Consider the following 23,970-nt stretch of genomic DNA (forward strand, 5'->3'; position numbering starts at 1 on the left):
CGATGATCGAACTCGCCCCCCAGGCCGCCATCGGCGACACGTTCGCCACCACGGTGTCGAGCGGACCGCTGCTCCTCGCACTCGCTGCGTGTGTCGTCGCCGGTCTGGTCTCCTTCGCCTCGCCATGCGTGGTGCCCTGGTGCCCGGATATCTCTCCTACCTCGCCGGACTCGTCGGGGCCGAAGCCCCGCGGTCACCGTCGGGGAGCCCGCCAAGCGTGGCCGCTCGCGCGTTGCGGTCGCCGCCGGACTCTTCGTCCTCGGATTCACCGTCATCTTTGTCGCGGCCACCGCGACCGTGCTCGGCATCACCAACACGTTCGTCGTGAATCGTGAAGTGCTGCAACGCATCGGTGGCGTCGTGACCATCCTCATGGGTCTGGTGTTCATCGGTCTCGTGCCGATGGCCCAGCACGAGTTCCGGTTCGCGCCCCGTCAGATGTCGAATCTCGTCGGTGCGCCCCTGCTGGGCGCCGTGTTCGCCCTCGGCTGGACACCCTGCCTCGGACCGACCCTCGCTGCCGTGATCGCCACCGCCAGCGGAACCGAAGGCGCGACCGCCGCCAAGGGTGTCGCACTCATCGTCGCCTACTGCGCGGGCCTCGGCATCCCGTTCGTCGTGCTCGCGTTCTCGTCGGCCTGGGCCCTGCGCAGCCTCGGCTGGCTGCGCAATCATGCACGCGCGATCCAGATCTTCGGCGGGATGATGCTCATCGCCGTCGGCATCGCGCTGGTCACCGGGCTCTGGGATCAGTTCATCGTGTGGGTGCGCGAAGCTTTCATCACCGACACGGAGCTGCCCGTATGACCGAGACCGACGTGACCCCCGACGCCGAGGTGTCCGGACCGACGCCCGGCCCGTCCCGCCCGCACTGGATCTTCCGCCGTGTGCTCTGGCCGGCCCGCAACCTGTGGCGGTCGCTCACCTCGATGCGGACCGCGCTGGTCCTGCTGTTCCTGCTCGCCCTCGCCGCGATCCCCGGCGCACTGCTCCCGCAACGGCCGCTGAACGAGCAGAAGACGCTCGCCTACATCGACGAGCACGGCTGGCTCGGCGAGTGGATGGACAGACTCCAGCTGTTCGACGTGTTCGCGAGCGCCTGGTTCACCGCCATCTACGTGCTGTTGTTCATCTCACTCGTCGGGTGTCTCACCCCGCGGATGATCGAGCATTTTCACAGCCTGCGTGCCAAACCCGTTGCCGCCCCGCGGAACCTGAAGCGACTTCCGCGCCACGTGGAGCACGAGGTGGACGGCGATCCCGAGGGTTTGGCGCAGCGCATCTCCGGCAATCTCCGCGGGTGGCGACGTACCACCGTCGTCAAGGATGACGGCGTGGTGGAGATCTCCGCGGAGAAGGGTTACCTGCGTGAGTTCGGCAACCTGGTCTTCCACTTCGCACTGCTCGCGCTGCTCGTGTCGATCGCCTTCGGCAAGCTGTACGGCTACGAGGGCACCCGCAGCCTGGTGGCGGACGGCGAGCAGGGACTCTGCAACACCTCGACCGCCGTCTACGACTCCTTCCGCGCCGGCAACCTCGTCGACGGCACAGACCTCAACCCGTTCTGCTTCCGCGTCGACAGCTTCGATGCGACCTTCCTGCCCAACGGACAGCCGGACATGTACACGGCGAAGGTGCGCTACACCGAGGGCACGCAGCGCACCGATCCGTCGACCTGGGTGTCGACGACGATCCGGGTGAACGACCCGCTGCGGGTGGCCGGGGACCGTGTCTACGTGCTCGGCAACGGATACGCCCCGACGTTCACGGTGACCTTCCCGAACGGTGAACAGCGCCGGCAGACGGCACTGTTCATCCCGGAGGAGATGCAGACGATGATGTCGTCGGGGGCGGCGCGTTTCGACACCCCGGCCGGGCTCTACCCGAACGAAGACGAGCGCCGTTCGCATCAGGTGGCCCTCGAAGGCCTGTTCGCCCCGACCGCCAACTACCACGGCACGCTGCTGACCTCGTCGTCGCCGGTGCCCGACGATCCGGCCGTGGCGATTCGCATCTACGAGGGCGACACCGGCCTCGACACCGGTAAACCCCAGAACGCGTACTCGCTCGACCAGACGCTCATCGAACAGGGACGTCTGCAGCAGCGGGCGCAGGTGAACCTCTCGCAGGGGCAGAGCCACACCCTCGCCGACGGCACCTCGGTGCGGTTCGACGGTTATCAGCGATGGGTGTCGGTGCAGGTCTCCCATGATCCCGCGCAGGTCTGGGTCCTGGTCTCGGCGATCGTGATGCTCGGCGGACTGCTGGTGTCGCTGCTGATCCGGCGCCGGCGCATCTGGGTCCGGCTCGTGCCCGCGCCCGGATCGGTTTCCGGTGACCACGGCGAACGACGTACTGTAGTAGAAATTGCCGGCCTGGCTCGCACCGACCAGGCGGGCTGGGGCGAGGGATTCGAGGAGCAGGCCCACGACCTGGTTCGCGATCCGGGCGACCCTGACGCCGAGCGCACCTCGCGGGTTCGTCGGATACGCGGGCGGCGACTGTAGCGGGATCGACAGGAACTGAGAGGACGAGTGCGATGAACACCGGTTCGATGCACGTCGACGAGACACTGGCGCGGTATTCCGACCTTCTTTTCGGTACTGCCATCACCATCTACGTGCTCGCGATGCTCCTGTTCCTCGCGGCGCTCGCGGGGGCACGTAGTCGCAAACTCTCGTCGGCGGCCCAGCTGGTCACCGCCGGTGGGTCCGGCGTCGCCGTGGACGACCGCGCGCCCGGCAAGGTCGCCGACACTCCTCGTCGCAGTCTTGGCGACCGACTCGGCAACATGGCCTATCCGGTGGTCGTCGTCGGGCTGATCGCCCACGTGGCGTCCATTGTGCTGCGCGGCATGGCCACCGGCCGCGCGCCGTGGGGCAACATGTACGAGTTCATCTCGCTGACGTGTGCCGCATGTGTCATCGCCGGTCTGGTCGTACTACGCAAACCCGCGCATCGGCCGTTGCTGACCTTCGTGCTGCTGCCGGTCGCGCTGCTGATGTTCATCGGGGGTCGCTGGCTCTACACGCAGGCCGCGCCGGTGGTCCCTGCACTGAAGTCCTACTGGCTCGCCATCCACGTCTCGATCATCTCGGTGTCCTCGGGTGTGCTGCTGGTCTCGGGCGTGGCCAGTGCGCTCTATCTGATCAAGATGCGTTGGGGGCGGCCGGAGAGCGACGATCCGGCGGCGACCGGGTCGGGTTTCGTTGCCGGCGTGCGGCGGGTGATCGATCGAATCCCCAACGCCGACACCCTCGACCGGCTTGCCTACAAGTGCGTCGTGTTCGGCTTCCCGCTCTTCGGTCTCGGCGTGATCTGCGGGGCGATCTGGGCCGAGTCGGCATGGGGCCGGTTCTGGGGCTGGGACCCCAAGGAGACGGTGTCGTTCATCGCCTGGGTGATCTATGCGGCCTATCTGCACGCCCGCGCGACGGCCGGGTGGCGCAGCAATGCCGCTGCCTGGATCAACGTCGCGGGCTTTGTCGCCCTGCTGTTCAATCTCTTCATCATCAACCTGGTGGTGTCCGGGTTGCACTCCTACGCGGGACTCTGAGAACCGTCCGCTACGCGGGACTCTGACCACTGTCCGCGCCGGGTGGCGCTTCCTTGCTCTCCAGCGCCTGGGCCTTGACCATCTTCAGCAGAGCGATCACCACGTCGATGGTGTCCGGGCAGATCGACTGGACGTCGATCCCGGACAGGTGGGTGCCGGTGGTGGCCAGCATCTCCACGTAGTCGCGCTGCTGGCGGACGCGCTCGAGGTCTTCGTCGGGATTGGCCAGGAAGTACGTGACGCTGACCTCGAATGCTCGCGCAATGGCCTCGACGGTCCGGAAGGACGGTGTGCGGGCCTTCCCGGTGCGGAGCTGGGAGATGTAGGCATCCGACAGCGAGTATCCGAGGTTGTTGGCGCGCTCGGCGATCTTCTTGCCGGTGTAGGGCGCGCCGTTCTCGTCGCGTGAATGCTCGAAGAGGTGCCCCAACTTCTCCGCGAAGCTTGGGTCATCGCCCTGTGTCATGCGCAGTTCTCGGGGGCTCAACGTAGAACATCCCCGCGTTGTTCGTTGATCTCCGGCACCTTTCGCCCGACCCACCTGGTGGGCGGCCTGCGTGATGGAAAGAGACTACCCTACCTGCGGGTAGGGTACGCGTCGGTCAGGTGAGTGGATACGTCAGACGTCGTCGGCGTCGGAACCGTTGGGCCCCCGCGTGCGACGGTCGAGATCGAGGAGGAAATCGGGATCGTCGTCGGGACCGACCGGGCCGATCGGCCGGGTCGGTCGGTCGTCATGATCCTCGCGATCGGCGAGTTGAGGGCCGAAGGCGCGCCACAGCAGAAAACCGATCGCTGCAATGCCGATCAAGGCGAACAGAAACGTCATGGCAACCTCCCGTCTACAAGCGTACGTGAGGTTGCCATGCGACGGGGTCGACCCAGTCGGTCAAAACGGTCAGTGAGTGCGGCGGTTCAGCAGTTCGACGACGTCGGCCTCACGGAAGCGACGGTGACCGCCCGGGGTACGGATGGAACCGAGCAGTCCGGAGCTGGCCCAGCGGGCCACCGTCTTCGGGTTGACGTTGAACATGGACGCGACCTGGCCGGGGGTCAGGGTGTGCTGACTCGCAAGACCAGGGGTGATGATGCCGGGGGTGGCTGAGTCGATGACAGTCATGTCGATACCTCTTCTCTCGCCTGCAACGATGTGAACGCGGGGTCTGGTTCATGGATACACGCCGGGTGGCCGGGTACTCGAACGGTCAGCAATTGGTAAAGAGAGTGCAAAACCGACATTCGCGACGTCCCGATCGCCGCAATTGGGCGACCTCACGCGCAGTACCCTTGACACCGTGAGTGAAGACAAGGCAGTGGACACCAGTGGCGTTGACACCAGTACCCCGGACACCAGTACCGACCGCGAGGCGACCGCAGGCAGTGTTGCGCTGTCGCTGGTGCTCTATACCCTCGCGCGGCTCGCGCTGGTCGTCGCGGTCGCGGCGATCATCATCGGTGGTGGTGCGCTCGCCGGGGTCGAGGTGCCGTTGTTGGTGGCCGCGGTGTTCGGCGTCCTGATCGCGCTGCCGCTGGGGATGGTCCTGTTCAAGTCCCTGCGTCTGCGCGTGAACCGGCAGATCGCGGCCGTCGATGCGGCTCGGCGGCGCCGGCACGACGATCTGCAATCACGCCTGCGCGGCCAGGCCGACTGAGTCGTTGATGAGGCCGACCAGGATCGTCGACCATCGCGGCGACCGCACGTGGTCGGAGAACGCGGTACGCCTGATCGAGGCGGACGGTCGACGCAGCGCCGATACCCACCTGCACCGCGTCCTGCTGCCGGAGTGGTCGCGGTGGACCGCCGAAGACGGAAGTGAGGTCGGCGTCGACCTCTATCTGAAGGACGAGAGCACCCACCCGACCGGTTCGCTCAAGCATCGCCTGGCTCGCTCACTGTTTCTCTACGCACTCTGCAACGGCTGGGTCCGGGAGGGCACCACCGTCATCGAGGCGTCGTCCGGGTCGACCGCGGTCAGTGAGGCATATTTCGCGAAGTTGATCGGCGTCCCGTTCATCGCGGTGATGGCCTCGAGTACCTCCCCGTCGAAAACCGCGCTCATCGAGCGGGAGGGTGGTCGCTGCCACTTCGTGGAACGCGCCGGCGACGTGTACGCCGAGGCTCTCCGGCTCGAAGCCGAACTCGGCGGGCATTTCATCGATCAGTTCACCATGGCCGAGCGCGCCACGGACTGGCGCGGCAACAACAACATCGCCGAATCGATCTTCGCGCAGATGTCCGACGAGGATCATCCGATCCCCACCTGGATCGTGGTCGGGGCGGGCACCGGCGGCACGTCGGCGACGCTCGGACGTTATGTGCGCTACCGGCGCCATCCCACATGGCTGGCCGTGGTGGATCCGGAGAACTCGGTGTTCCTGCCTGCCTACGACACCGGCGACGGAACGCTCACCTCCGAGGTGGGTTCGCGGATCGAGGGCATCGGCCGACCGCGCGTGGAGCCGTCGTTCGTCTCCCAGGTGATCGACCGGATGATCGGTGTCCCCGACGACGCGTCCATCGCGACCGCCCGGCGCTTCAGCGACCGCCTCGGTCGACGCGTCGGCGCCTCTACCGGGACCAACCTGTGGGGCGCATTGCAGATCGTCGCCGAGATGGTGGCCGCGAGGCAGCCCGGCAGCGTGGTGAGCCTGCTGTGCGATTCGGGTGACCGGTACGGCAACACCTATTTCGACGACGGCTGGCTCGACGAGCACGGCTTCGACCTGACCGAGGCGACCGCCGTGGTCGACGAGTTCTTCACCTCCGGGACGTGGACCGCCGCAGTCTCCTGACCCGACCCTGTTCCCTGAGGAGCGAGCTTGCGAGCGTCTCGAAGGGTCGCCACTTAGGGTCACCTCATCACCGTGGGATAGCATGCGCGTGTGGACGATCTCGAGCGTGAACCGCTGGTCAGGGCCGTTGATCTGGTGCGGGAGTACCGGATGGGTGATCAGGTGGTGCGGGCGTTGGACGGCGTCGATCTGAGTCTCGCCGGTGGGCAGTTCGCCTCGGTGGTGGGTCCGTCCGGAGCGGGGAAGAGCACGTTGCTCCATGTTCTGGGTGCGCTCGACACCCCGACGTCGGGGTCGATCTCGGTGGACGGGGTCGATCTGGGGTCGCTCGATGACGAGGGGGCGTCGGCATTTCGGCGGCATCGGGTGGGATTTGTCTTCCAGTTCTTCAACCTGGTGCCGACGATGTCGGCGTGGGAGAACGTGGCGTTGCCGCGACTGCTGGACAGTCAGTCGTTGCGGAAGGCCAAGCCGCGGGCGATCGAACTGCTCGAGCGGGTCGGTCTCGGTGGGCGCGTAGACCATCGGCCGTCGGAGTTGTCGGGCGGTCAGATGCAGCGGGTGGCGATCGCCCGGTCGCTGATCATGGATCCGACGATTCTGTTGGCCGACGAGCCGACCGGGAATCTCGATTCGAAGACGGGGGACTCGGTTCTCGAGTTGCTGTCGGAGGTCGCGCACGACACCGCGGATCGCCTGGTGGTGATGGTGACGCATGATGCCCATGCCGCCGACGTCGCCGACACGACCATCACGGTGCGCGACGGGAAGATCGCGTGAGCGATCTCCGGACCACCGGCCCGACGAACCCTGTTCGTTCGGTCGCCTCCGGACTCTCGCGGATCCGCGTGCTGAATCTGCGCGAGATCCGCTCCCACCGACTGCGGGTGGCCACATCGCTGTTGGTGGTGGTCGTCGCGTCGGCGTTGTTGATCTCGGTGCTCGGTCTGTACGGATCGCTCACCGAGTCGGTCCGGCAGGTCAATGCGGCGATCACCGGGACGGCTCAGGTGGAGGTCGCATCCATCGCGGACTCGGGCATCGACGAAGACCTGGCCGGCGAGATCCGCGCGAACGTCCCGGAGGCGAAGTCGGTGGTACCGCTGATCCGCGACTCCGTGGTGATCGACGACCGCAAGATCGCCTTGCTCGGTTCGGATTTCCGCGTCACCGCGTTGTCCAGTGAACTGCGACAGGCTGTTTCGGTGCAGCAGTCGTCGGGGTTGGGGGAGCAGGACCTCGAGGACGGCATCGTCGCCGGTGCCGGGACCGGCCTGCGCAAGGGTCAGCAACTGAACCTCAACGGCGTTTCGGTGCGTGTCATCTCGGTGGTCGAGGGCGAGCAGGCCGCGGTGCTCAACAAGGGCAACTTCATCTTCGCCTATCTCGGTCTCGCACAACGTCTGGCGACGCGGACGGGCAAGCTCGACTCGATCCTCATCGTCGCGAAACCGGGAGCAGACATCCCGGCCCTCAAGGCCGGTGTAGCGCAGGTCGTCGACGGTCGTGCGGTGGTGGTCGACCCGGATTTCCGTGCGAAACAGGCAGAGGTCGCCAGCTCGATCACCCGCGACGCCACCCTCCTCGTCTCGCTCATCTCGCTGGTGATCGCCGGGTTCCTCGTCTTCAACACCATGAACATGGCCGTCGCGTCGCGAAGGCAGTCGCTTGCGATGATGCGCGCTCTCGGCGCCCGGCGCGGACACCTCGTCGGCGACCTGCTCGGCGAGTCCGCGATCTTCGGTTTCGCCGGCGGGTTGATCGGTGTACCGATCGGCATCCTCGCCGGGCGATGGGCGATCAGCCGTATTCCGGACGCGGAGTCGGACACGTTGGCGACCGCGGTGAGCTACCACCTGCCCTGGTACGCCCCGATGATCGCGATCGTCGCCTGCGTGGTGGCCTGTGTCGCGGCGACGTCGCTTGCCGCGCGGTCGGTGTTCGCGGTGTCGCCGGTGGAGGCGATGATCGCCGGCGAGGTCGCCGACGGTACATCCAAACGCCGGCGCTCGGTGTGGATCGCCGCCATCGTCGGGGTCGGGTTGCTGATCGCCTCCTGGTTCGTCGCGACCACCGTGCCCGACCGGCCAGCGATCCTCGCGGGTGCCGTGTACGCGGTGGGAGCGTTGCTCGTCTGCTACGCGCTGACCACCCCGCTGGTGGGACTCGTCGTCGCGCTGTGTCGCAGATTTCGCGGGCCCGGTCAGCTCGCGGCGGTCAACACCGAACGCGCGCCGCGGCGGGCCTGGGCAACCCTGATGACGGTGGCCGTGGCTGTGGCGGTGGGAATGGGAACGTCGGGTGCGCTGGACAATCTGGTCGGCTCGATCTCGAATTCGCTCGACGGGCTGGCAGATCCGGACTTCTACGTGTCGTCGACCGACGAAGGTGGGATCCCGACCGGCCCGCCGCTCCCGACGGCGGTGAAGGGCGAGGTGGAGCAGGTCCCCGGCGTCACGCAGGTGGTGGGCGCCCAGTGGGCGAACATCAACGTCGGCGAGGACCGCATCTTGGTGCAGGGTCTGGAACCCGACTCGTTGGCCCCGTTCATGAAGAAGGCGGACCCGCAAGCGCTGCAGCAGGTACTGGCGGGCAACGGCATCCTGCTGTCGAATGTGCTCGCCCGGACGCTCGACGTCGGGAGCGGCGACACACTCAGGATGGCGACGCCCAGCGGTTACCGCGACGTGGTGGTTCGCGACACCGTCGACTACATCTCGATCGGATCGGGCACCGCGGCCATGGCCAACTCGCTACTGGCCGACTGGTTCGACCGGCCCGGCGACACCTACCTGCAGGTGTCCACCGACCCGGATGTCGACCAGGAGCAGATCCGCGAACGTCTCGAGGCGATCGCTGCGGCGAACCCGTCGGTCGGCGGCCGTTCGGTGTACGTGCACTCCGGTGAGCAGGCACTGCAGGCCGCGCAGGATCAGGCGGAGCAGGCCGGTGCGTTCACGGTGGCGATCCAGTGGATCGTCGCGCTCGCGGCGGCGGTCGCGTTGTTGAACACCTTGTTGCTCTCGGTGATCGAGCGTCGCCGCGAACTCGGGGTGCTGCGTGCGATGGGCGCGTCGCGTCGTTTCATCTCACGGATGGTGGTGGCCGAGGCGGCCGGGATCGCGCTGATCGGATCGTTCACCGGTCTGGTGCTCGGCGGTGCGCTCCACTTCCTGTCGGACAAGATCCTCTCCGCCACAACATCTGTCGACATCGCGTACTCGCCGCGACCGTCGACGCTGCTGTTCATCGGGGTGGCCTGTGCGCTCTGTGTTGTCGGGTCGCTGGTGCCGGCCATGCGGGCGTCCCGGATGAACATCAGCGAGTCGATCCTCACCGAGTAACCCACCCAACCCAACCCACCCCCACCGCACCCCCTTCCGCAGCCGCGACGGTTCCCGTCATCCGCGCCCCCTGAATGCCGTCGCGGATGAGAGGAACCGTCGCGGCTGCGGAAGGGGAAGGCGCGGGGGAACCCCGACGGCCCGCCTTGCGTCGTATCCCCGTGACCAGTTCACCAGCCGGCTTCGGTCTCCGGCCCGATCAGATCGCGCGGACGGCGGCCACGTGGCGTGCTCAGTCGGACGTCATACGGTCCATCGACGTCGCTGCGCTGGAACATGTTCCGTGTCCGTCGAGTCGGGTGGCGTCGGCGTTGCGCGCCGCGGCCGCGGCGACGCGAACCACCACAGCAGCGGTGGCAGACCGGCTGGAGTCGATGGGTGTCCTCCTGCATCGCCTGGGGGTCGACGCCGACCTCGACGACCGGTCCGCTGCCGAGGCCTTCACAGACGGCGTCCGGCGTTGACACGTCCGACGATCGCCGAACTCCGTGAATGGGACATCAGCCGTGTCACCGCCGCGAGTGCGGCCGCCGCCGACGGTGCGGCATCCCTGGACGGCGCGCTTGACGCCGCGATCCGGGCATTCGACGCCGCCTCCGACTGGCGCGGCGACAGCCGGGCGTCGGCCGAGCAGGCCATCGCCCGGGGACGCGACCAAGCGAACGAGATCCGCAACGTCCTGAACCAGATCGCCGACGAGGCCAACGACGCCGGCGCCGACCTGACCCATGCGCGGGAACTGGTATTGCGGCAGGTGGATGCCGCCATCACCGGTGGATTCGTGGTCACTGACGTCGGCACGGTTGCGCACGCGGATTCGTCGAAAGCGGGCGACGCCACGATGTTCGAGGCGGCGATCGCCAGTGGCCTCGATGCGGTGGCCCGACTCGACGATGAGCACGGCGCGCGCCTGGACGGTCTCGCCGACGACCTCGTCGCGGCGCGGCGAGGTGGCGACCCGGACGTCCCTCGTCCCGCCGCGCCCAGCGTGAATCCTGAAGGGACGGTGTCGATCCTGCGGTCGATGACGCCGGTCCAACGACACGATTTGTGGTCCCGGATACCTGCCGACGAGCGCCGACGCATCATGCACGCCGACCCGCAGACCATCGGCAACCTCGACGGCGTCGACTTCGACACCCGGGCCGACGCCAACGAGATCAACATCCGGAACGCGCTGATCGAGGAGCGCCAGGCCGGGCGGGCGGCAGGCCCGCGTGCGGCAGTGCTCGAGGACTTCTTGCGCCGAGTCCGGGACCCGGACGGCGCCGACGACACCGCAGAACGTCGATTCATCGTCTTCGAGAACACTGCCGGCGGTCGTTCCGTCGAGATGGTCGGCACCATCGGTCCGGGCATCCGCACCGCAACCGTGTACGTTCCGGGGACGCACAGCAACATGAACCGATCTTCCGAGACTGCCGATATAGCAAGGGATCTCGCGCAAAGAACCGATGGCCCGGTGTTCGTCTACCTCGATGGCGACCTGCCCCAGAAGGCCGGCTTCGAGGGGTTGACCGATGCGCTCGGCAGGGGCGCGGGGGCCGGGCCCATCGGGCGGCTGTTCGGCATGGGTTCGGCGCTGGTCGAGTCGATCGACGGCTCCGCGGTCGAAACCGGTTTCGCCCGCATCATGGCGCCGCGTCTCGTCGGCTTCGGGGCCGCGCTCGACGCCGAACTCGCGCGGTACACCCCGGACGCGAAGACCACGTTCATCGGACACTCCTACGGTGGCTCGGTGGTCGGTTCGGCCGAGCAACTCGGCTTGCGCGCCGACCGGGTCGTCTACGCGTCGTCGGCGGGCACCGGGGTGTTCGACGGTCCGTGGCGCAATGCGAACCCCCACGTCGAGCGCTACTCGCTGACCGCTCCGGGCGATCCGATCCAGTATGTGCAGTCGGTGCCCGGCAACCCGCATGGTGCCGACCCCGACGTCGCGCCCGGGGTGGTGCGGATGGACACCGGATTCACCGGCCCGGACGCGACCGGCCACCGTGCACTGCTCGAGGGCGCCGGCGCACACAGCTCCTACTGGCACGATCCGGACTCCGACGCGTTCCGCAACGTCGTGCGGGTGATCAACGGCGACGACCCGACTCGCTATGTGCGACGCACCGGCGACATCGACCTGCCGGGTCGTATCCCCGACATCCCACTGCGCGTGCCCTGGTGATCGGCGGTCGGGCCTGCATACAAACCCGTGTCAATAATTCTTGACAACAGTGCGTTGTCAACATAACCTGACACCATGCACGACGAACAGAATCCGACCGATACGGCACAAGACGACGCCACCGGCGCCGACCTCGCGGGTGACGCCGCGAGCAGCGACCCCGCCCGGGGGCTGGCCGCGGTGCGAGCGTTGCGGACCCTGGCCGACCGTCTCGAGGACGTCCAGGTCGCCAACGCGCGTGCCAACGGATGGAGCTGGCAGTCGATCGCAGAGGTCCTGCAGATCAGCCGCCAAGCCGTGCACCAGAAACATTCACACCGAGAGGCCCGCGCGAGTGGGTCAGAAGGAGACATGAACAATGTTTGAGCGATTCAACCGTGATGACAGAATGCTGCTGGCTTTCGCCATGCAGGAGGCCGGCGACCTGGGTCACCGGCAACTCGGCAACGACCACATCCTCCTGGGCATGCTGTGCAACGCCCGGAGTCCGCTGTTCACGTTGCTCGGCGAGCAGGGCCTGACCCTGACGTCGGCACGCGAGGCGGCGCAGAAGTATCACGCCGAGAACGACGACGACACTGCCGAGGCCACCGAGGCGACCTCCGAGGAGTCGGCGAAACAACGTTATGAAGAAGATCGGGATGCGCTGCGCAGCATCGGCATCGACCTCGACAAGGTGCGCGAGGCCGTCCGCGGCCGATTCGGCGAGGACGTCTCCGAGGGATGGGCGCAGCGCCCGGACCGCGGGTACGGCCGCCGCGGACGTGGTGGTCCCGGTGGTCCCGGTGGCCGTGGTCGCGGTCGCGGGCACCGGCACGGGCCGCACCGCGGTCATGGGCCTCGCCCGGAAGGCTGCGGTCCCGAGGGTGCCGGTCCGGAAGGCTTCGGGCCCGGCGGTTTCGGCCCCGGGTTCGGTCCGGAAGGCTTCGGCCGCGGCGGGTTCGGTCCCGGACCATTCGGTCCGGGTGGACCGTTCGCCGACGACGAGGGTCCCTGGGAGCCGGGGCGTGGACGACGCGGCCCGCGTGGCCGTGGGTCGCGCCCCCGCTTCGCCGCCGAGACCCGCGAGGTGTTCGGAAAGGCCCTCGAGTTCGCCCGTGAGCGGGGAGACCGCCGTCTGCGGCCCGAGTATCTGCTGATCGGCATCATCGATGCCGGTGACGCCGCATCCCGTGCCGTCATCGAGTCGGCGACCAGTGCCGACGATCTGAGGTCTGCAGTGCTCGCGAGCCTGCCGGAGGTCGACGCAGGCGTGTGACGCCCGCGTGATGCCCTCTGGCACAACGTGATCAGCCGGCCGCCCTCTCATCGGAGGGCGGTCGGCTTGTCCGCATCGTCCATTCGAACTAGTGTTCGATGAGTGGGCATGAAGTGGATCGGCGGCGACAGCGGCCAGCCACGACGACCGGTCTACTTCCCGGTCGGTCACAAGGCCGTGCTCGTCGATCTCAACGCCCTGTACCCGCAGACCCCGCACTACACCGGGGAGTATTTTCCGGACGGTCTGCAGATCCGGTCGGTGCATCTCGGCGTGCTCACCGCCTGGGCTCGTTCGGAGTGGGGGGAGTGGTACGGAAAGGTCACCTACACGATCACCGCAAAGGAGCGGCAGGAGAAGGTGACGCACTGGGTGCCCGGCTGGGCGTTACGGCCTGCCGAGGCCGCCGATCCCGGACGTCGGCGCGGGTGAGGTCGACGGTTCGCCTACTGCGGTCGACGAGCCCACTCGGGTGCGTGTTCCGGGAGCGGCCCGAGCGCGATCAGCCGTGCGGGAACTCCCTGCAGAATCGGATGGCGCGCCGCGAGTCGGAGCGGCCACGGGAAGCGACTTCGCGACGTGCGCGTGTCGTCGGCGGCACCGCTGAGCACCACGCGGTGGGCAATCCGTTGCCCGGCCTGGATCAACACGGTCGGTAACCATCGCCGGCGCTGAACGCGGCGCAACACCGATCGGTCGACGGCGCCGCCGGTGGCGAGCGCGGGTCCGACGATCCTGGCAGCGGCCACCGCATCGGCGACGGCCAGGTTGATACCCACGCCCCCGACCACCGACATCGCATGCGCGGCGTCGCCGATGAGGAGTAGCCCGTCCAGGTCCCACCGTGCCAGCCGGTTGAGTTCCACGGTGAGCAGCTTGACCTGATCGAAGGAGGTCAGTTCTGTGACCCGGTCGGCCATCCACGGTTGGAGTCGGACGATCTGCCGGCGGAACCGATCGATACCCGCGGCGCGGAGACGCGGTTCGGTTCCCTTGCCGATGACATAGGCGCATTGCCAGTAATCCCCGCGGTCGAGCATCACCATGATCTGTCCGGAACCGATACGGCCGAACGCGCCCGCGGTGTCACAGTCGCGGCGGGATACGCGGAACCACAGGACGTCGACCGGCGCTCCGAACGTGCGCGGGCGTAATCCGGCGGCGGAACGCACTCGCGAGTCGCGACCGTCGCACGCCACGGTGAGTGTTGCGTCGATACGGTGCTCGACTCCCGTCGACCGATCCAGATAGACGGCTCCGGTGATCTTTTCGTGGTCGCGGTACAGGTCCACGAGCTCCGCGTTGCGTCGCAGTGTGAACGTCGGCTCGGCAGCCGCCGCATCGGCGAGCAGATCGAGAAGATCCCACTGCGGAACGAGCGCGATGTGCTTGTGCGGGCCGGGAAGCCGGGTGAAATCGGCGAGCACGGCGGTTCCCTGGTCGAACCGCACCTCGGCGCGCTCGACCGTGCGATGTGGCAGTTCCGCAAACCGTTCGCCAAGCCCGAGTTCGTCGAGCAGGGTGAGGGTGGACGCATGCACCACGTCGCCGCGGAAGTCGCGCAGAAAGGCGGAGTGCTTTTCCAGAACGATGACGTCGACGCCGGCACGGGCCAGGAGCAGACCGAACACCATGCCCGCCGGGCCGCCGCCGACGACCAGGCAGGTTGTGCGTTCGGGCTGCACCATGGTTCTGACCACCCGTGGACCCGGCCTAGCCGACGACCAGTCCGACCGCCGTCAGTACCGCCCACAGCAGCATCGCCTGGCCGGTGCCACCCAGCGAGGGGATGAGGCCGGGGCCGACGGCGCCGGCGCGCACGGGTTTCAAGGCCATCCACACCAGCGGGGCGGCCAGAAGGCCGAGCAATGCCCACGGCGTCGCGAGAACCAGGACCACACTGACCACGAGCGGCACCACGAGGAGCGCGCCGAAGAAGATGCGAGTCCTCTTGTCGCCGAGCCGGACTGCCAGGGTGACCTTGCCGGATTCGGTGTCGGTCGGGATGTCGCGAAGATTGTTGACCACCAGCACGGCCGACGAGATGGAACCGATCGCGATGGCGCACAGCAGGCCGACCCAATCGACCAGGTCGCCGACCACGTATTGCGTGCCGAGTACCGCGACCAGCCCGAAAAAGACGAAGACAGCGATCTCGCCGAGCCCGATGTACCCGTACGGTTTGCTGCCGCCGGTGTAGAACCACGCACCGGCGATGCAGATCGCGCCCACCGCCACCAGCCACCAGGCAGTGCTGATGGCGAGGACCAGTCCGCAGACCGCCCCGACCGCGAAGCAGGCGAACGCGGCACGTTTCACCGCGCCGGGGGAGGCCGCGCCCGACCCGACCAACCGCATCGGCCCGACCCGATCGTCGTCGGTGCCGCGGATTCCGTCGGAATAGTCGTTCGCGAAGTTCACACCGATGATGAACGCCACCGCGACCAGGAGCGCGAGGACCGCTTTCCACCAGACCACATCGCCGAGATCACGGACTGCTCCGACGCCGACGACGACCGGTGCGATCGCGTTGGGCAGCGTGCGCGGACGCGCGCCTTCTAGCCACTGCTTCGGGGTTGCCACGAGGTCGATCCTGCCACGCACGTGCCCCCGCGCCGTGGCTGGCCGCGCGCAGTCCGGGCCGGATGATGCCGACCGCCGTCGCCATCGGTGTTGCGCGTCCACGAGGGTCGTCCCGTGTCGGGTCCCTCGGCGACCATGTCTGTGGTCCCCGGAGTGTCGGCATGCCGGCGCCGGTGAATCCCAGTGGCGCGAATCCCGGTGGCATGAATCCGACAGTCGCGGAAGGGGAAGCGTCAAGATTGTGCGGTTGAATTCGGTCGAAGTTATGGGTGGTGCATTAATCGAATCTCGGGCGTCATCAGCGGATGGGTCTGAACGCCAGGAGCGGAATCGTGCGATCACCGGCCAACGCCTCGTACGTGGCATATCCCGGCATCGTCTGTTTGACCTTGTCCCACAGTCGGTCGCGCTCGGTGCCGGTCAATTCTTCACCGCGGAAAGATTCGGTGCCGCGGCCCGCGGATATCTGCACGACGGGATTCGCTGTGACGTTGTGGTACCACGCCGGGTGGCGGGTTCCGCCGTAATTGGAGGCGATCAGGATGATCCTGCCCGCATCGGTGAAATAGATCAGCGGCGTGGTCCGCTCGATTCCCGATTTGGCGCCGGTATGCGTCACCAGCACGAATCGTGGAGACGGTCCGATCGAACTCGTCCAACCACGGGTGAGTCGGATGAGCGTCGGGTCGACTCGCGGTGCGACGGTCCGGAGGTACCACTGCCCGGCGGGCGTGAATGCGATCTGCGCGAGGCGGCGCTGGACCGTGTTGACACTGTCCAGATCTTGATCGGGGATCGTCATCGACATGGCGGCGGCGAGACGGAGGACACGTCAGACGGGGAAGCAGACGACCGTGATGCACACCGTTTTCGGCACGTCGGGGAGCGGGAAGATCGGGACCAACGGAACCGGCAGCAGCGGGACCGGAAGTAGTGGCACCGGTAGGTCGGGAACGTAGATGGTGGCGGCGTCGTGCGAGGCGGGGACGGGGGCGTCTGACGTCACCGCCGAGGCGACGGGCGCCAACGGCATCGAGATGGCTGCGCCGAGGGCGACGCCGACGACGACTCTGCGAATACGGGTGATCATGGTTGCTCTCCTCGGAGATGTGCGCGATTGAATCAGGCCCTGATTGTTCGCTGTGCAACGCACCCAACAAATTCCACTGACAATTTCGTTACAGACACTAAGCAATCGGGTCAGTGGGCCCGCGTCACTGTAAACCTGTCCTTCGAGTGCGGGCGCCGACTAGATTTTCGCACATGCAGGCTTTGATATCGAGAGAAATTGATTCGACCGATGGACACCTCCTGCGGACTTTCGTCGATGCCCACCTGATGGTCTGCGTCGGTCCGGGGAACGGGATTTCTTGGGAGACGGGGCTACTCGGAGGGCCGCAGCGGTAAGATCCGACGTAGCCACACTGTCTTGTGAGGTAGGTGCGATGGCCCTCGATGACGTTTCGCAGATGCCTGTGGACGAGAACACCGTCACACGATTCGTCACCGACCTCGTGCGGGGTTTCAATACGCACGACCCGGATCTGTTCACGTCGGTGATGACGGATGACGTCGTCTTTGAACACAGTGGTGCACCTACCACTCTTTACGGCCGGGGGCAGGTCGGCGGCTACTACACCACCGTGTGGACGGCGATCCCCGACCTCACCCTGGAGTTGGCGGATGGCCCTTTCTTTCATCCGCGCGCGCCCCGTGTGAGCTTTGCGTGGGCGGCGGCGGGCACGCACACCGGGCCACTCGATCCGCCCGGTCTGGCGCCCACAGGGAAGGACGTCGAGTTCGATGTCCGGGAGATCATCGAGTTCCGTGGCGGACTTGCCAGTCACGTCCGGGTCTCCACCGATATGGCCGAGTTCGCGCGACAGATCGGCGCGTTGCCGGCGCGGGGGAGCGTGGGAGAACGGGCGGGGGCGCGGATGCAACGGTTGCAGATGAAGGCTTCCCGTCGTCGGTGACATCATCGGGCTCTGCATCCTTGGGCCTACCGCACCCGTGGTCCGAGCCTGCTCAGCCCGCCGGACTTCGGACCGATCCGTCGAGTGCGGCGTACACGCCTTCTCCGGGTACGTGAGAGCGTGCGTGCGGCCGTGGCCGTTGTACGGGACGGCATCACGGAACTCTTCGGTTGCGGCGCGTCACCGATCGACCCTCGACGCAGATAGTGTTCGAGGAGTTCGCCGACCTCGTGCGCCCGGTTCACACGCGGAGGTGGGGGTGGACCGATTCTCGGGTTCAGCGACCAGCCTGTCCTGCCGGCGTCGGGCCCTTCGCGGATGATGCTGGTGGTCCATTGGCCGGGTTTGGGGCCGACCATCCGGTTGTGACGAGGGCATGCCGGACCCATCTTGTCGATGTCGGTGAGTCCTCCGTCGGCCCAATCCCGTTCGGAATGGTGTACTTCCACGTGCGCGGACGGTTGCGTGCAGCCGGGTGTGGAGCAGCCGCCGCCACCCGGCTGGGCGAAGAGCGCCAGACGTTGAGCACGGTTGGCGAACCGTTTCGAGGTGCCGAGGTACAGCGGCTGTGCGGTGTGGTCCTTGAACACGGCCAGGTGGCTGTGGGCCCGTGCGGCGAGCTCGACCACATCCTTGATCGGCAGACGTGAACCGGTTGCGGTGGCTCCGAGACCGGCGAGCGCACGGAGTTCGGACTCACTGATCTTGATGATCAGATGCGGTGGAAACCCGCGGTGGCTCTTTCCGAGGGCGCCCTGGTTGACGACTGCATCGAGAAGTGCTTCCAACGCATCATGATTGCGTTGGCCTTGCGTTCGGGAGTCGCGGTCGGCGGCCTCCTTCAACTGCTCGATGTCGGCGTCGCCCTGGCCGCCGGCGGGCGAGTTCTCGTCGTCGGGATTGTTCATGCCGGGAGCGGCCCAGGCCGCCAGCGCCACCTCGAGCAGGGCGCGAGCCTTGGGTGAGAGGACAGCACTGAGGTCACTCATCGACTGGACGTCCTGGTTGCCGAGCTGTAGTTTGCGGCGCCGCTTCCGGTCGGCATCGTCGGTGAGCGCCCCGTCGGGATCGATCCGCGCGAGCAACTCGATGCCGACCGTGGTCAGCTGCTTGGGAGTGAGTTCGCGTGCGAAATCGGCCATCATCGCCTCGGCTGCATCCTGAACATCGGCGGGCACGCGGTTCGGGATCTTGGCCAGTGTGTCGAGGACGGAGTCGACGTGGGCGGGTGCAGCAGCACCATCTGCCACCGCGGCGGCGAGATGCGCGTAGCGCGGAGGGAGGAGTTCGCCTTGCAGAGAATGCATCTGGGCCAGCATGCGCATGTGCCTCATGCGGCGACGGGCGTCGGGGATGCGGAGTCGGTGTGACATCAAGTCGGCAAGCCCCCGATAACCGAGTGCGCCGACGAGGCCCCGATCGGAGACGTCCATGACGCGACGATGCCCGACGCCGCTCATGCGGCGGTACGCGCGCTCGTGAGACTCCGCGACAGCCATGATGGCGTCGTCGGACGCCGGCGAGGTCTCGACCTGTTGGATCTGCTCGAGCAGGTCGTCGAGCTGCTGGTAGAGCGATTCCACCTCGGATATCGGACCGTCGGTCGACACTGCGTGAACCCCCCGGATCTGCATGTTCGAACGTATGTTCGAGTCTACGACAGCGGCTGGGCGATTGCAACCCCCAATTCGGCTGCGGCGCACTCAGTCCGCGACCATTCGCACCGAACCGAACAGCCCGACGCCGCGTTCACGTTGTCGCCGGATCACGTACCGGCCGGGTGCGATGCCGGTGGCGCCGTGTTCGGGATGGATGAGGTAGGCGGTGACGCGGGTGTCGAGAATGCCGAGGCCGAGTCCGCTGCGGTCGGAGATGGGTGCGAGCCAGACGCACTCTCCGTCGTCGGCGACGAGGGTGTGCGGATTGCCACCGGCACTGCTGCGGAGTAGTTCCACACCGGACAGCGGGACCGGCCGTGGTCGTGTCGCCTCGAAGGTGACGACGTCGTCAGCTACGAGACTGTGGGGCACGACGATCAGGTCGCCCTGAGCTTGCATCCCGTCGATCACGGGGATGGAGACGCTCTGGTCGAGGTAGTCGAGTACGTCGAGGCCGGTCAGTGTGGTCAGGGCAGACAGGGTCAAGGTCATGGCGATCACCGTTGTTGTTTGTTGTGGCGGAAATGGACGTGAGTGGGTTGATCGGTGGGAGATTCAGGTTCGACGGACGAGTCGGGCGTAGTCGGCACCGCGAATGCCGTACGACCAGGCCGCGGCCTCTAACGCGTTGGGCACCCAGCCCGGCACCTGCAACCCGTAGCGCCGACGGTGGCCGTCACGTTCGCGAGAACCGTTGACCGCGAGCAGGATCTTTCCGTTGGTTTGCCATTCATGTGGCGACGCATAGAGCTGGAGTGAGCATCCGGGGTTGCCGGGGTCGTCGGTCTGGTCCACCAGCGAGAGGCCGGCCGCGTCGATGTAGACATCCCAACCGATGCGTTCGATCGCGGATCGGCGGACCTCGATGCTGCGTTCCCGCGAGATGCGCTCGGCTGTCGGATCGCGTATCACCCAGTCGGGCACGATGGTGCCGTGCAGAACGTAGACGGATCGACCATCGGCGAATTCAATTGCCGGAGCGTCTGGATGGTGCAGTCGACGCTCGTTGTGCACACCTCCTGGCGTCGGTTCGCTGTGCAGCGAAGTCGGTCGTTCGGCCATGATGCAGACGGCGTCGAATGGCCACCACCAGCCGGTGGCGGCCACCAGTGCGGACTCGATCGCGAGGAGCTCCAGATCGTCGGTGGAGAAGCGGATCGTGCTCCACTTGCGCAACGCATCATGGAAGCCGACGCGATGTGCTTCCTGTTGCCCGTACCAGGTGACGAGTCCGGTGACCGATGGCGTCACCGTTCGGATGATCGATGCGACACCGTCGAACAAGCTGGTACGCAGCGAATCTCGCACCGCGGTACCGAGAAAGGTAGTGACGTCGACGCCCAGTGCGATCGCTTCGTCGGCAGTCATCGATCGCGCGGCCCCGATGTCGGGGTGGCGACGGTTGGACCGCATCCAATGCTGGACAGTCGGGTTGAGCCGCCGACGCGATCGGGAGATCATGTGCGCGATCCGCCCTGAGGCCCCGTCGAGGGAGGCGAGCGGCGAGAACAAGCCTTGGGCTTCGATCAGTTCCACTGCCGCCGGCGGGGACGACACCCAGATGAACTCGGGTATTCGGAAGCCGGAACGCTGGTAGAGCTGTGCGACAGCACTTTCGGCGGTTGGGCGATCGGCGCGCTCGGAAGACAGGCCGTGGGCGAGCCATCGATCTCGGGCAACGGAGATGTCGCGAAGCGGCCGGCGAGGAGAATTGCGTGAAACGACTCGATGGGGAGTCGGCGAGGCGAACGGCACGGCGCTCACGCGATGGTGGCGGTGTCCGCCTTTCCGTTAGTCATAGCATTCAAGAGTGGCACTCGACAGCGGTGAGCGCAACCCTGTGGCGCCGGCAACGAACAGGTCTTCGGCGCCACGTCACATGTCGATTGCCCAAACAGTGATCAGGAGTCCCGATTCGACGCCTTCGTCGTAGCTGAGTCTGAGCTCGTTGTACCCGTGTGTGTCCGCGATGAAGACTTGCTCGCTGCGCGTCAGATTCGGCCGGCGGACCTCCTCGTGAAACGGGCCGTCATCGAAGCTGATCAACGATCGGCCCAGTTCCTCACTGGCGTCGCATCTCTTGAGGAATGCCGATCGCGTCTCCGGCGAGCGGGTACGCACCATGACCTTCACTGACGAGTCGGGGAAACTCGGATACGTCTCGCAGGAGACCACTTCTTCGTCGTCGGACAGGCGTAAGCCCATATCGACAGCGAACGGAACTGCCGAGTCGCAGGGGTCGCGATGAAACACCCGCGGTATGGCGATCGCAGCTACAGCTACCAGCCCGACGACGACCACCGCGCAGGTGAGCCAGAACTGAACACTCCGGCCTCGCGGCCGACGCGACGTTCGATCACGCAATGCGAACACCCTTCGACAGCTTCCCGGCAGGGACCCGCAAGCGGCGGACCGCGACGAGGAACCCGATCCCACCGAATGCCAGATTGACCAGCAAGCCCAGGTACCAGCTGTCTCCGATGCGGGCATGCTGGTAAGCGCGCTCGTCACGGTAGAACTCACCGGGACCGCTGGAGCTGCTGTAAAACCCTTGCTGCTCGCTGCATTTCGGCGCGTCGATGAAGGGGCCCATCCGCGCGGTCGACAAGGCTTCGGCGATCGGCGTGAGTACCGTCGGGCCGGGCGGACGATCTCCGTCGTACCAGCCGTACACCGGTGGATTGTCATGAGCGGCAACCACGTCGGGCAGCATGAGCACCGGGTTCGGTGCGAGCAGCCACCAGATGCGCTCGGTGTGATGGAAGGTTTCCGACTCCTCGACATCCTCACAGGCGGGAGGGGCAGACGTCGGGGCGGTCGAGTTCTCGGGCCACGAGTAGTGGGCCCGGATCACCTGGTGCTGTTGGGCCGTGGTGCTGTACAGCAGTCCGAACAGCGCTGGCAGGCCAAGGAGTAGGAAGAACACCGTTGCCTGCGTGAGTACCGCCGAACCGGCGGGCCGTGCCGTGAGTGCCGAGAAGCCCAGTCCGATACCGCAATAGCAGGCGAACAGTAGACCGCAGACGACGGCGCCGAGTATCCCGGGCCCGATACCGTAGGGCGCGGCCACGATGGCCCACACCAGATACGGCAGCGCCACCACCATGAGTGCCAGACAGCACACCCAGTTGCCGATCAACTTGCCCAGCGCGAGTTGCCAGTTGCTGATCGGGGTGGCCTGTACCACGGCGAGCGTGGCGTCTTTGCGATCACCGTTGATGGTGGTCGCGGTGAGGGTGGGGGCCAATACGATCCCGAGGAACAGCAGGGCACCCAGGACGACGGCGTACAGGTTCTGTGCCCAGTCGCGATAGTCGGTCCCGGCAGGGTTGAGCGCGATGAACATCGAGCCGAACACCACTGCCGAGATGACGGCGAACGCCGCCGCAAGGGTGATCTTCCAGCGGGTGGTCCGCACCCGCTGGCGCACCTCCAGACCTATCAGCACGCCGACGGCAGACCACCATCGGCGCACTTGTCGCGATCGCGGTGCGGGCGTCTCGGTGACTGGTGCGTGCTCTGTGGTGGGCGACATCGTCACGTCCTGTCGGCGTCGAGGGCGAGGTAGGCATCCTCGAGTTCGGTATCGATACGGGCGAATTCGGCAACCTGCCGACCGGCGGTGATGAGGTCGGTGAGGTGCTGGGCGGCGCCATGCTCGTCGTCGAAGCGCATCATGGTGGCCGAGGCTGCGGGTTGCCCGGCCTCACGGATACGCCAGCGATGGCCGGGTGATGGCTCGGCGGTGGGGCGGGTGCGCCCCTCCGTCATGATGATCACGTCGTCGACCATCTCCGAGAGTTCGGTGAGAATGTGCGAGGAGATCAGCACCGCGCACCCGTCGTCCGCCAGGGCGCGCAGTTGATCGCGCAGTTCCACCCGGGATCGCGGGTCCATTCCGGAGGCGGGCTCATCCAGCAGCAGTACGCGTGGCCGGTGGACCAGGGTGCGCGCGAACCCGAGCCGTTGCTTCTGTCCGCGGGACAACTCGTGGGCGGGACGGTCGGCGAACTCGGCGAGATGCACCAGTTCGAGCAGTTCCTCGGCGCGAGCGCGGGCCGCCATGCGCGAAAGTCCGTGCAGTCTACCGAAGGTGGCCAGGATCTCGGTGGTGGTGAGGCTGTCCCAGGTGCCGAACACATCTGGCATCCAGCCGACCGTCGACCGCAACTGTGACGACTCGACCTCGTCGCCATCCACGGTGATCGTGCCGGTATCCGGACGCAGCAACCCTGCGAGCATCAGCAACAGAGTGGTCTTGCCGGCGCCGTTGGGGCCGACAAGACCGGTGATCGCCCCCGATCGCACCGAGATGTCGGCGCCTGCGACCGCGACATGACGCCCGAATGCGCGGGTGAGGCCGCTTGCCGTCAATGCCATGAGGTGGACCCTCGGAGTCCGGCTCCGGTGGCCTTCGCGCGGCGGGGGAGATCATTGCTGGTGGAGCCCGGATATGGCATGGGTCTGCTTCTCCTTCATTGCCGACGGCACTGGTCAGATCGTCCACCGTATGGAAATGGTTACATCTGCGTATCCGGATCAGAAATACGCGAAGGGGCGGTTTGCGACCGTCGGCTTTGGGTATCTGTAGTGTTCGGAAGTCGTGACCGACCAGGAGGCGAGCAGACG

Annotated in this window: 25 protein-coding genes and 1 pseudogene; 13 read left to right on the forward strand and 13 right to left on the reverse strand. The window is 66.7% G+C overall.

The window, feature by feature from the left end:
* The first annotated feature begins 2 nt into the window (after positions 1-2).
* The 3 genes and pseudogenes from GTV32_RS20405 to ccsB all read left to right on the forward strand — a co-directional run bounded on the left by GTV32_RS20405 (position 3) and on the right by ccsB (position 3,556).
* Positions 3-807 (forward strand): annotated as a pseudogene (locus tag GTV32_RS20405) (cytochrome c biogenesis CcdA family protein).
* On the forward strand, positions 804-2,507 hold the full coding sequence (locus tag GTV32_RS20410) for a cytochrome c biogenesis protein ResB (RefSeq protein WP_161061860.1): 1,704 nt from the start codon (positions 804-806) through the stop codon (positions 2,505-2,507). The pseudogene GTV32_RS20405 and the gene GTV32_RS20410 overlap by 4 nt, the downstream one beginning before the upstream one ends.
* Positions 2,508-2,539: 32 nt before the next feature.
* Complete coding sequence (gene ccsB / locus GTV32_RS20415) at positions 2,540-3,556, forward strand: c-type cytochrome biogenesis protein CcsB (RefSeq protein WP_161061861.1); 1,017 nt, start codon at positions 2,540-2,542, stop codon at positions 3,554-3,556.
* A gap of 10 nt (positions 3,557-3,566) precedes the next feature.
* Here ccsB and GTV32_RS20420 read toward each other — a convergent pair whose 3' ends face one another.
* The 3 genes from GTV32_RS20420 to GTV32_RS20430 form a co-directional block, all read right to left on the reverse strand.
* Positions 3,567-4,022 carry a helix-turn-helix transcriptional regulator gene (locus GTV32_RS20420; protein WP_161061862.1) on the reverse strand — a complete coding sequence of 152 codons (456 nt, stop codon included), beginning with the start codon at positions 4,020-4,022 and terminating at the stop codon, positions 3,567-3,569.
* A 153-nt stretch (positions 4,023-4,175) separates the two neighbouring features.
* Positions 4,176-4,385 carry a hypothetical protein gene (locus GTV32_RS20425; protein ID WP_161061863.1) on the reverse strand — a complete coding sequence of 70 codons (210 nt, stop codon included), beginning with the start codon at positions 4,383-4,385 and terminating at the stop codon, positions 4,176-4,178.
* Between the two features lie 69 nt (positions 4,386-4,454).
* Positions 4,455-4,676 carry a BldC family transcriptional regulator gene (locus GTV32_RS20430; RefSeq protein WP_161061864.1) on the reverse strand — a complete coding sequence of 74 codons (222 nt, stop codon included), beginning with the start codon at positions 4,674-4,676 and terminating at the stop codon, positions 4,455-4,457.
* Between the two features lie 175 nt (positions 4,677-4,851).
* Here GTV32_RS20430 and GTV32_RS20435 point away from each other — a divergent pair, with 175 nt between their 5' ends.
* From GTV32_RS20435 to GTV32_RS20475, 9 genes are all read left to right on the forward strand, one after another.
* Positions 4,852-5,208, forward strand: coding sequence for a DUF4229 domain-containing protein (locus GTV32_RS20435; protein ID WP_343287403.1), 357 nt, complete (start codon positions 4,852-4,854; stop codon positions 5,206-5,208).
* Positions 5,209-5,215: 7 nt separating this feature from the next.
* Positions 5,216-6,349, forward strand: coding sequence for a PLP-dependent cysteine synthase family protein (locus GTV32_RS20440; RefSeq protein WP_161061866.1), 1,134 nt, complete (start codon positions 5,216-5,218; stop codon positions 6,347-6,349).
* 150 nt (positions 6,350-6,499) lie between these two features.
* Positions 6,500-7,129, forward strand: coding sequence for an ABC transporter ATP-binding protein (locus tag GTV32_RS20445; protein ID WP_161062671.1), 630 nt, complete (start codon positions 6,500-6,502; stop codon positions 7,127-7,129).
* On the forward strand, positions 7,126-9,693 hold the full coding sequence (locus GTV32_RS20450) for an FtsX family ABC transporter permease (protein ID WP_161061867.1): 2,568 nt from the start codon (positions 7,126-7,128) through the stop codon (positions 9,691-9,693). Before GTV32_RS20445 ends, GTV32_RS20450 begins: the two co-directional genes overlap by 4 nt.
* Positions 9,694-9,854: 161 nt before the next feature.
* Positions 9,855-10,157, forward strand: coding sequence for a hypothetical protein (locus GTV32_RS20455; protein WP_161061868.1), 303 nt, complete (start codon positions 9,855-9,857; stop codon positions 10,155-10,157).
* The gene (locus tag GTV32_RS20460) at positions 10,154-11,866 is read left to right on the forward strand and encodes an alpha/beta hydrolase (RefSeq protein WP_161061869.1); all 1,713 of its coding nucleotides are present in this window, start codon (positions 10,154-10,156) and stop codon (positions 11,864-11,866) included. The genes GTV32_RS20455 and GTV32_RS20460 overlap by 4 nt, the downstream gene beginning before the upstream one ends.
* Before the next feature lie 75 nt (positions 11,867-11,941).
* Positions 11,942-12,232, forward strand: a complete 291-nt coding sequence (locus GTV32_RS20465; RefSeq protein WP_161061870.1) for a helix-turn-helix domain-containing protein — start codon at positions 11,942-11,944, stop codon at positions 12,230-12,232.
* Positions 12,225-13,124 carry a Clp protease N-terminal domain-containing protein gene (locus tag GTV32_RS20470; RefSeq protein WP_161061871.1) on the forward strand — a complete coding sequence of 300 codons (900 nt, stop codon included), beginning with the start codon at positions 12,225-12,227 and terminating at the stop codon, positions 13,122-13,124. The genes GTV32_RS20465 and GTV32_RS20470 overlap by 8 nt, the downstream gene beginning before the upstream one ends.
* Before the next feature lie 108 nt (positions 13,125-13,232).
* On the forward strand, positions 13,233-13,556 hold the full coding sequence (locus tag GTV32_RS20475; protein WP_161061872.1) for a hypothetical protein: 324 nt from the start codon (positions 13,233-13,235) through the stop codon (positions 13,554-13,556).
* A 14-nt stretch (positions 13,557-13,570) separates the two neighbouring features.
* On the opposite strand, the gene GTV32_RS20480 is transcribed toward GTV32_RS20475, so the two are convergent.
* The 4 genes from GTV32_RS20480 to GTV32_RS20495 all read right to left on the reverse strand — a co-directional run bounded on the left by GTV32_RS20480 (position 13,571) and on the right by GTV32_RS20495 (position 16,797).
* Positions 13,571-14,812 carry an FAD-dependent oxidoreductase gene (locus tag GTV32_RS20480; RefSeq protein WP_161061873.1) on the reverse strand — a complete coding sequence of 414 codons (1,242 nt, stop codon included), beginning with the start codon at positions 14,810-14,812 and terminating at the stop codon, positions 13,571-13,573.
* Positions 14,813-14,837: 25 nt separating this feature from the next.
* Positions 14,838-15,707, reverse strand: a complete 870-nt coding sequence (locus tag GTV32_RS20485) for a 1,4-dihydroxy-2-naphthoate polyprenyltransferase (protein WP_161061874.1) — start codon at positions 15,705-15,707, stop codon at positions 14,838-14,840.
* Between the two features lie 298 nt (positions 15,708-16,005).
* Positions 16,006-16,515, reverse strand: a complete 510-nt coding sequence (locus GTV32_RS20490) for a nitroreductase family deazaflavin-dependent oxidoreductase (RefSeq protein ID WP_161061875.1) — start codon at positions 16,513-16,515, stop codon at positions 16,006-16,008.
* Between the two features lie 24 nt (positions 16,516-16,539).
* A complete protein-coding gene (locus tag GTV32_RS20495; RefSeq protein ID WP_161061876.1) occupies positions 16,540-16,797 on the reverse strand; it encodes a hypothetical protein in 258 nt (85 codons plus the stop codon).
* Between the two features lie 355 nt (positions 16,798-17,152).
* Between GTV32_RS20495 and GTV32_RS20500 the strand changes: the two genes are divergently transcribed.
* Complete coding sequence (locus GTV32_RS20500) at positions 17,153-17,683, forward strand: ester cyclase (RefSeq protein ID WP_161061877.1); 531 nt, start codon at positions 17,153-17,155, stop codon at positions 17,681-17,683.
* Between the two features lie 26 nt (positions 17,684-17,709).
* Here the strand turns inward: GTV32_RS20500 and GTV32_RS20505 are convergent, their stop codons facing one another.
* The 6 genes from GTV32_RS20505 to GTV32_RS20530 all read right to left on the reverse strand — a co-directional run bounded on the left by GTV32_RS20505 (position 17,710) and on the right by GTV32_RS20530 (position 23,721).
* Positions 17,710-19,293: an HNH endonuclease signature motif containing protein gene (locus tag GTV32_RS20505; RefSeq protein WP_161061878.1), complete on the reverse strand. Its 1,584-nt coding sequence runs from the start codon at positions 19,291-19,293 to the stop codon at positions 17,710-17,712.
* Positions 19,294-19,386: 93 nt separating this feature from the next.
* Positions 19,387-19,839, reverse strand: coding sequence for a hypothetical protein (locus GTV32_RS20510; protein WP_161062672.1), 453 nt, complete (start codon positions 19,837-19,839; stop codon positions 19,387-19,389).
* A 57-nt stretch (positions 19,840-19,896) separates the two neighbouring features.
* Complete coding sequence (locus tag GTV32_RS20515; protein ID WP_202421859.1) at positions 19,897-20,898, reverse strand: DUF6745 domain-containing protein; 1,002 nt, start codon at positions 20,896-20,898, stop codon at positions 19,897-19,899.
* 318 nt (positions 20,899-21,216) lie between these two features.
* The gene (locus GTV32_RS20520; RefSeq protein WP_237421599.1) at positions 21,217-21,546 is read right to left on the reverse strand and encodes a hypothetical protein; all 330 of its coding nucleotides are present in this window, start codon (positions 21,544-21,546) and stop codon (positions 21,217-21,219) included.
* Positions 21,547-21,697: 151 nt separating this feature from the next.
* Positions 21,698-22,876 (reverse strand): ABC transporter permease subunit, encoded by a 1,179-nt coding sequence (locus GTV32_RS20525; protein WP_161061881.1) that lies wholly within the window; start codon positions 22,874-22,876, stop codon positions 21,698-21,700.
* 2 nt (positions 22,877-22,878) lie between these two features.
* Complete coding sequence (locus GTV32_RS20530; protein ID WP_161061882.1) at positions 22,879-23,721, reverse strand: ABC transporter ATP-binding protein; 843 nt, start codon at positions 23,719-23,721, stop codon at positions 22,879-22,881.
* Positions 23,722-23,970 lie beyond the last annotated feature (249 nt).

The sequence above is a fragment of the Gordonia sp. SID5947 genome (genome assembly GCF_009862785.1).
Classification (GTDB): domain Bacteria; phylum Actinomycetota; class Actinomycetes; order Mycobacteriales; family Mycobacteriaceae; genus Gordonia.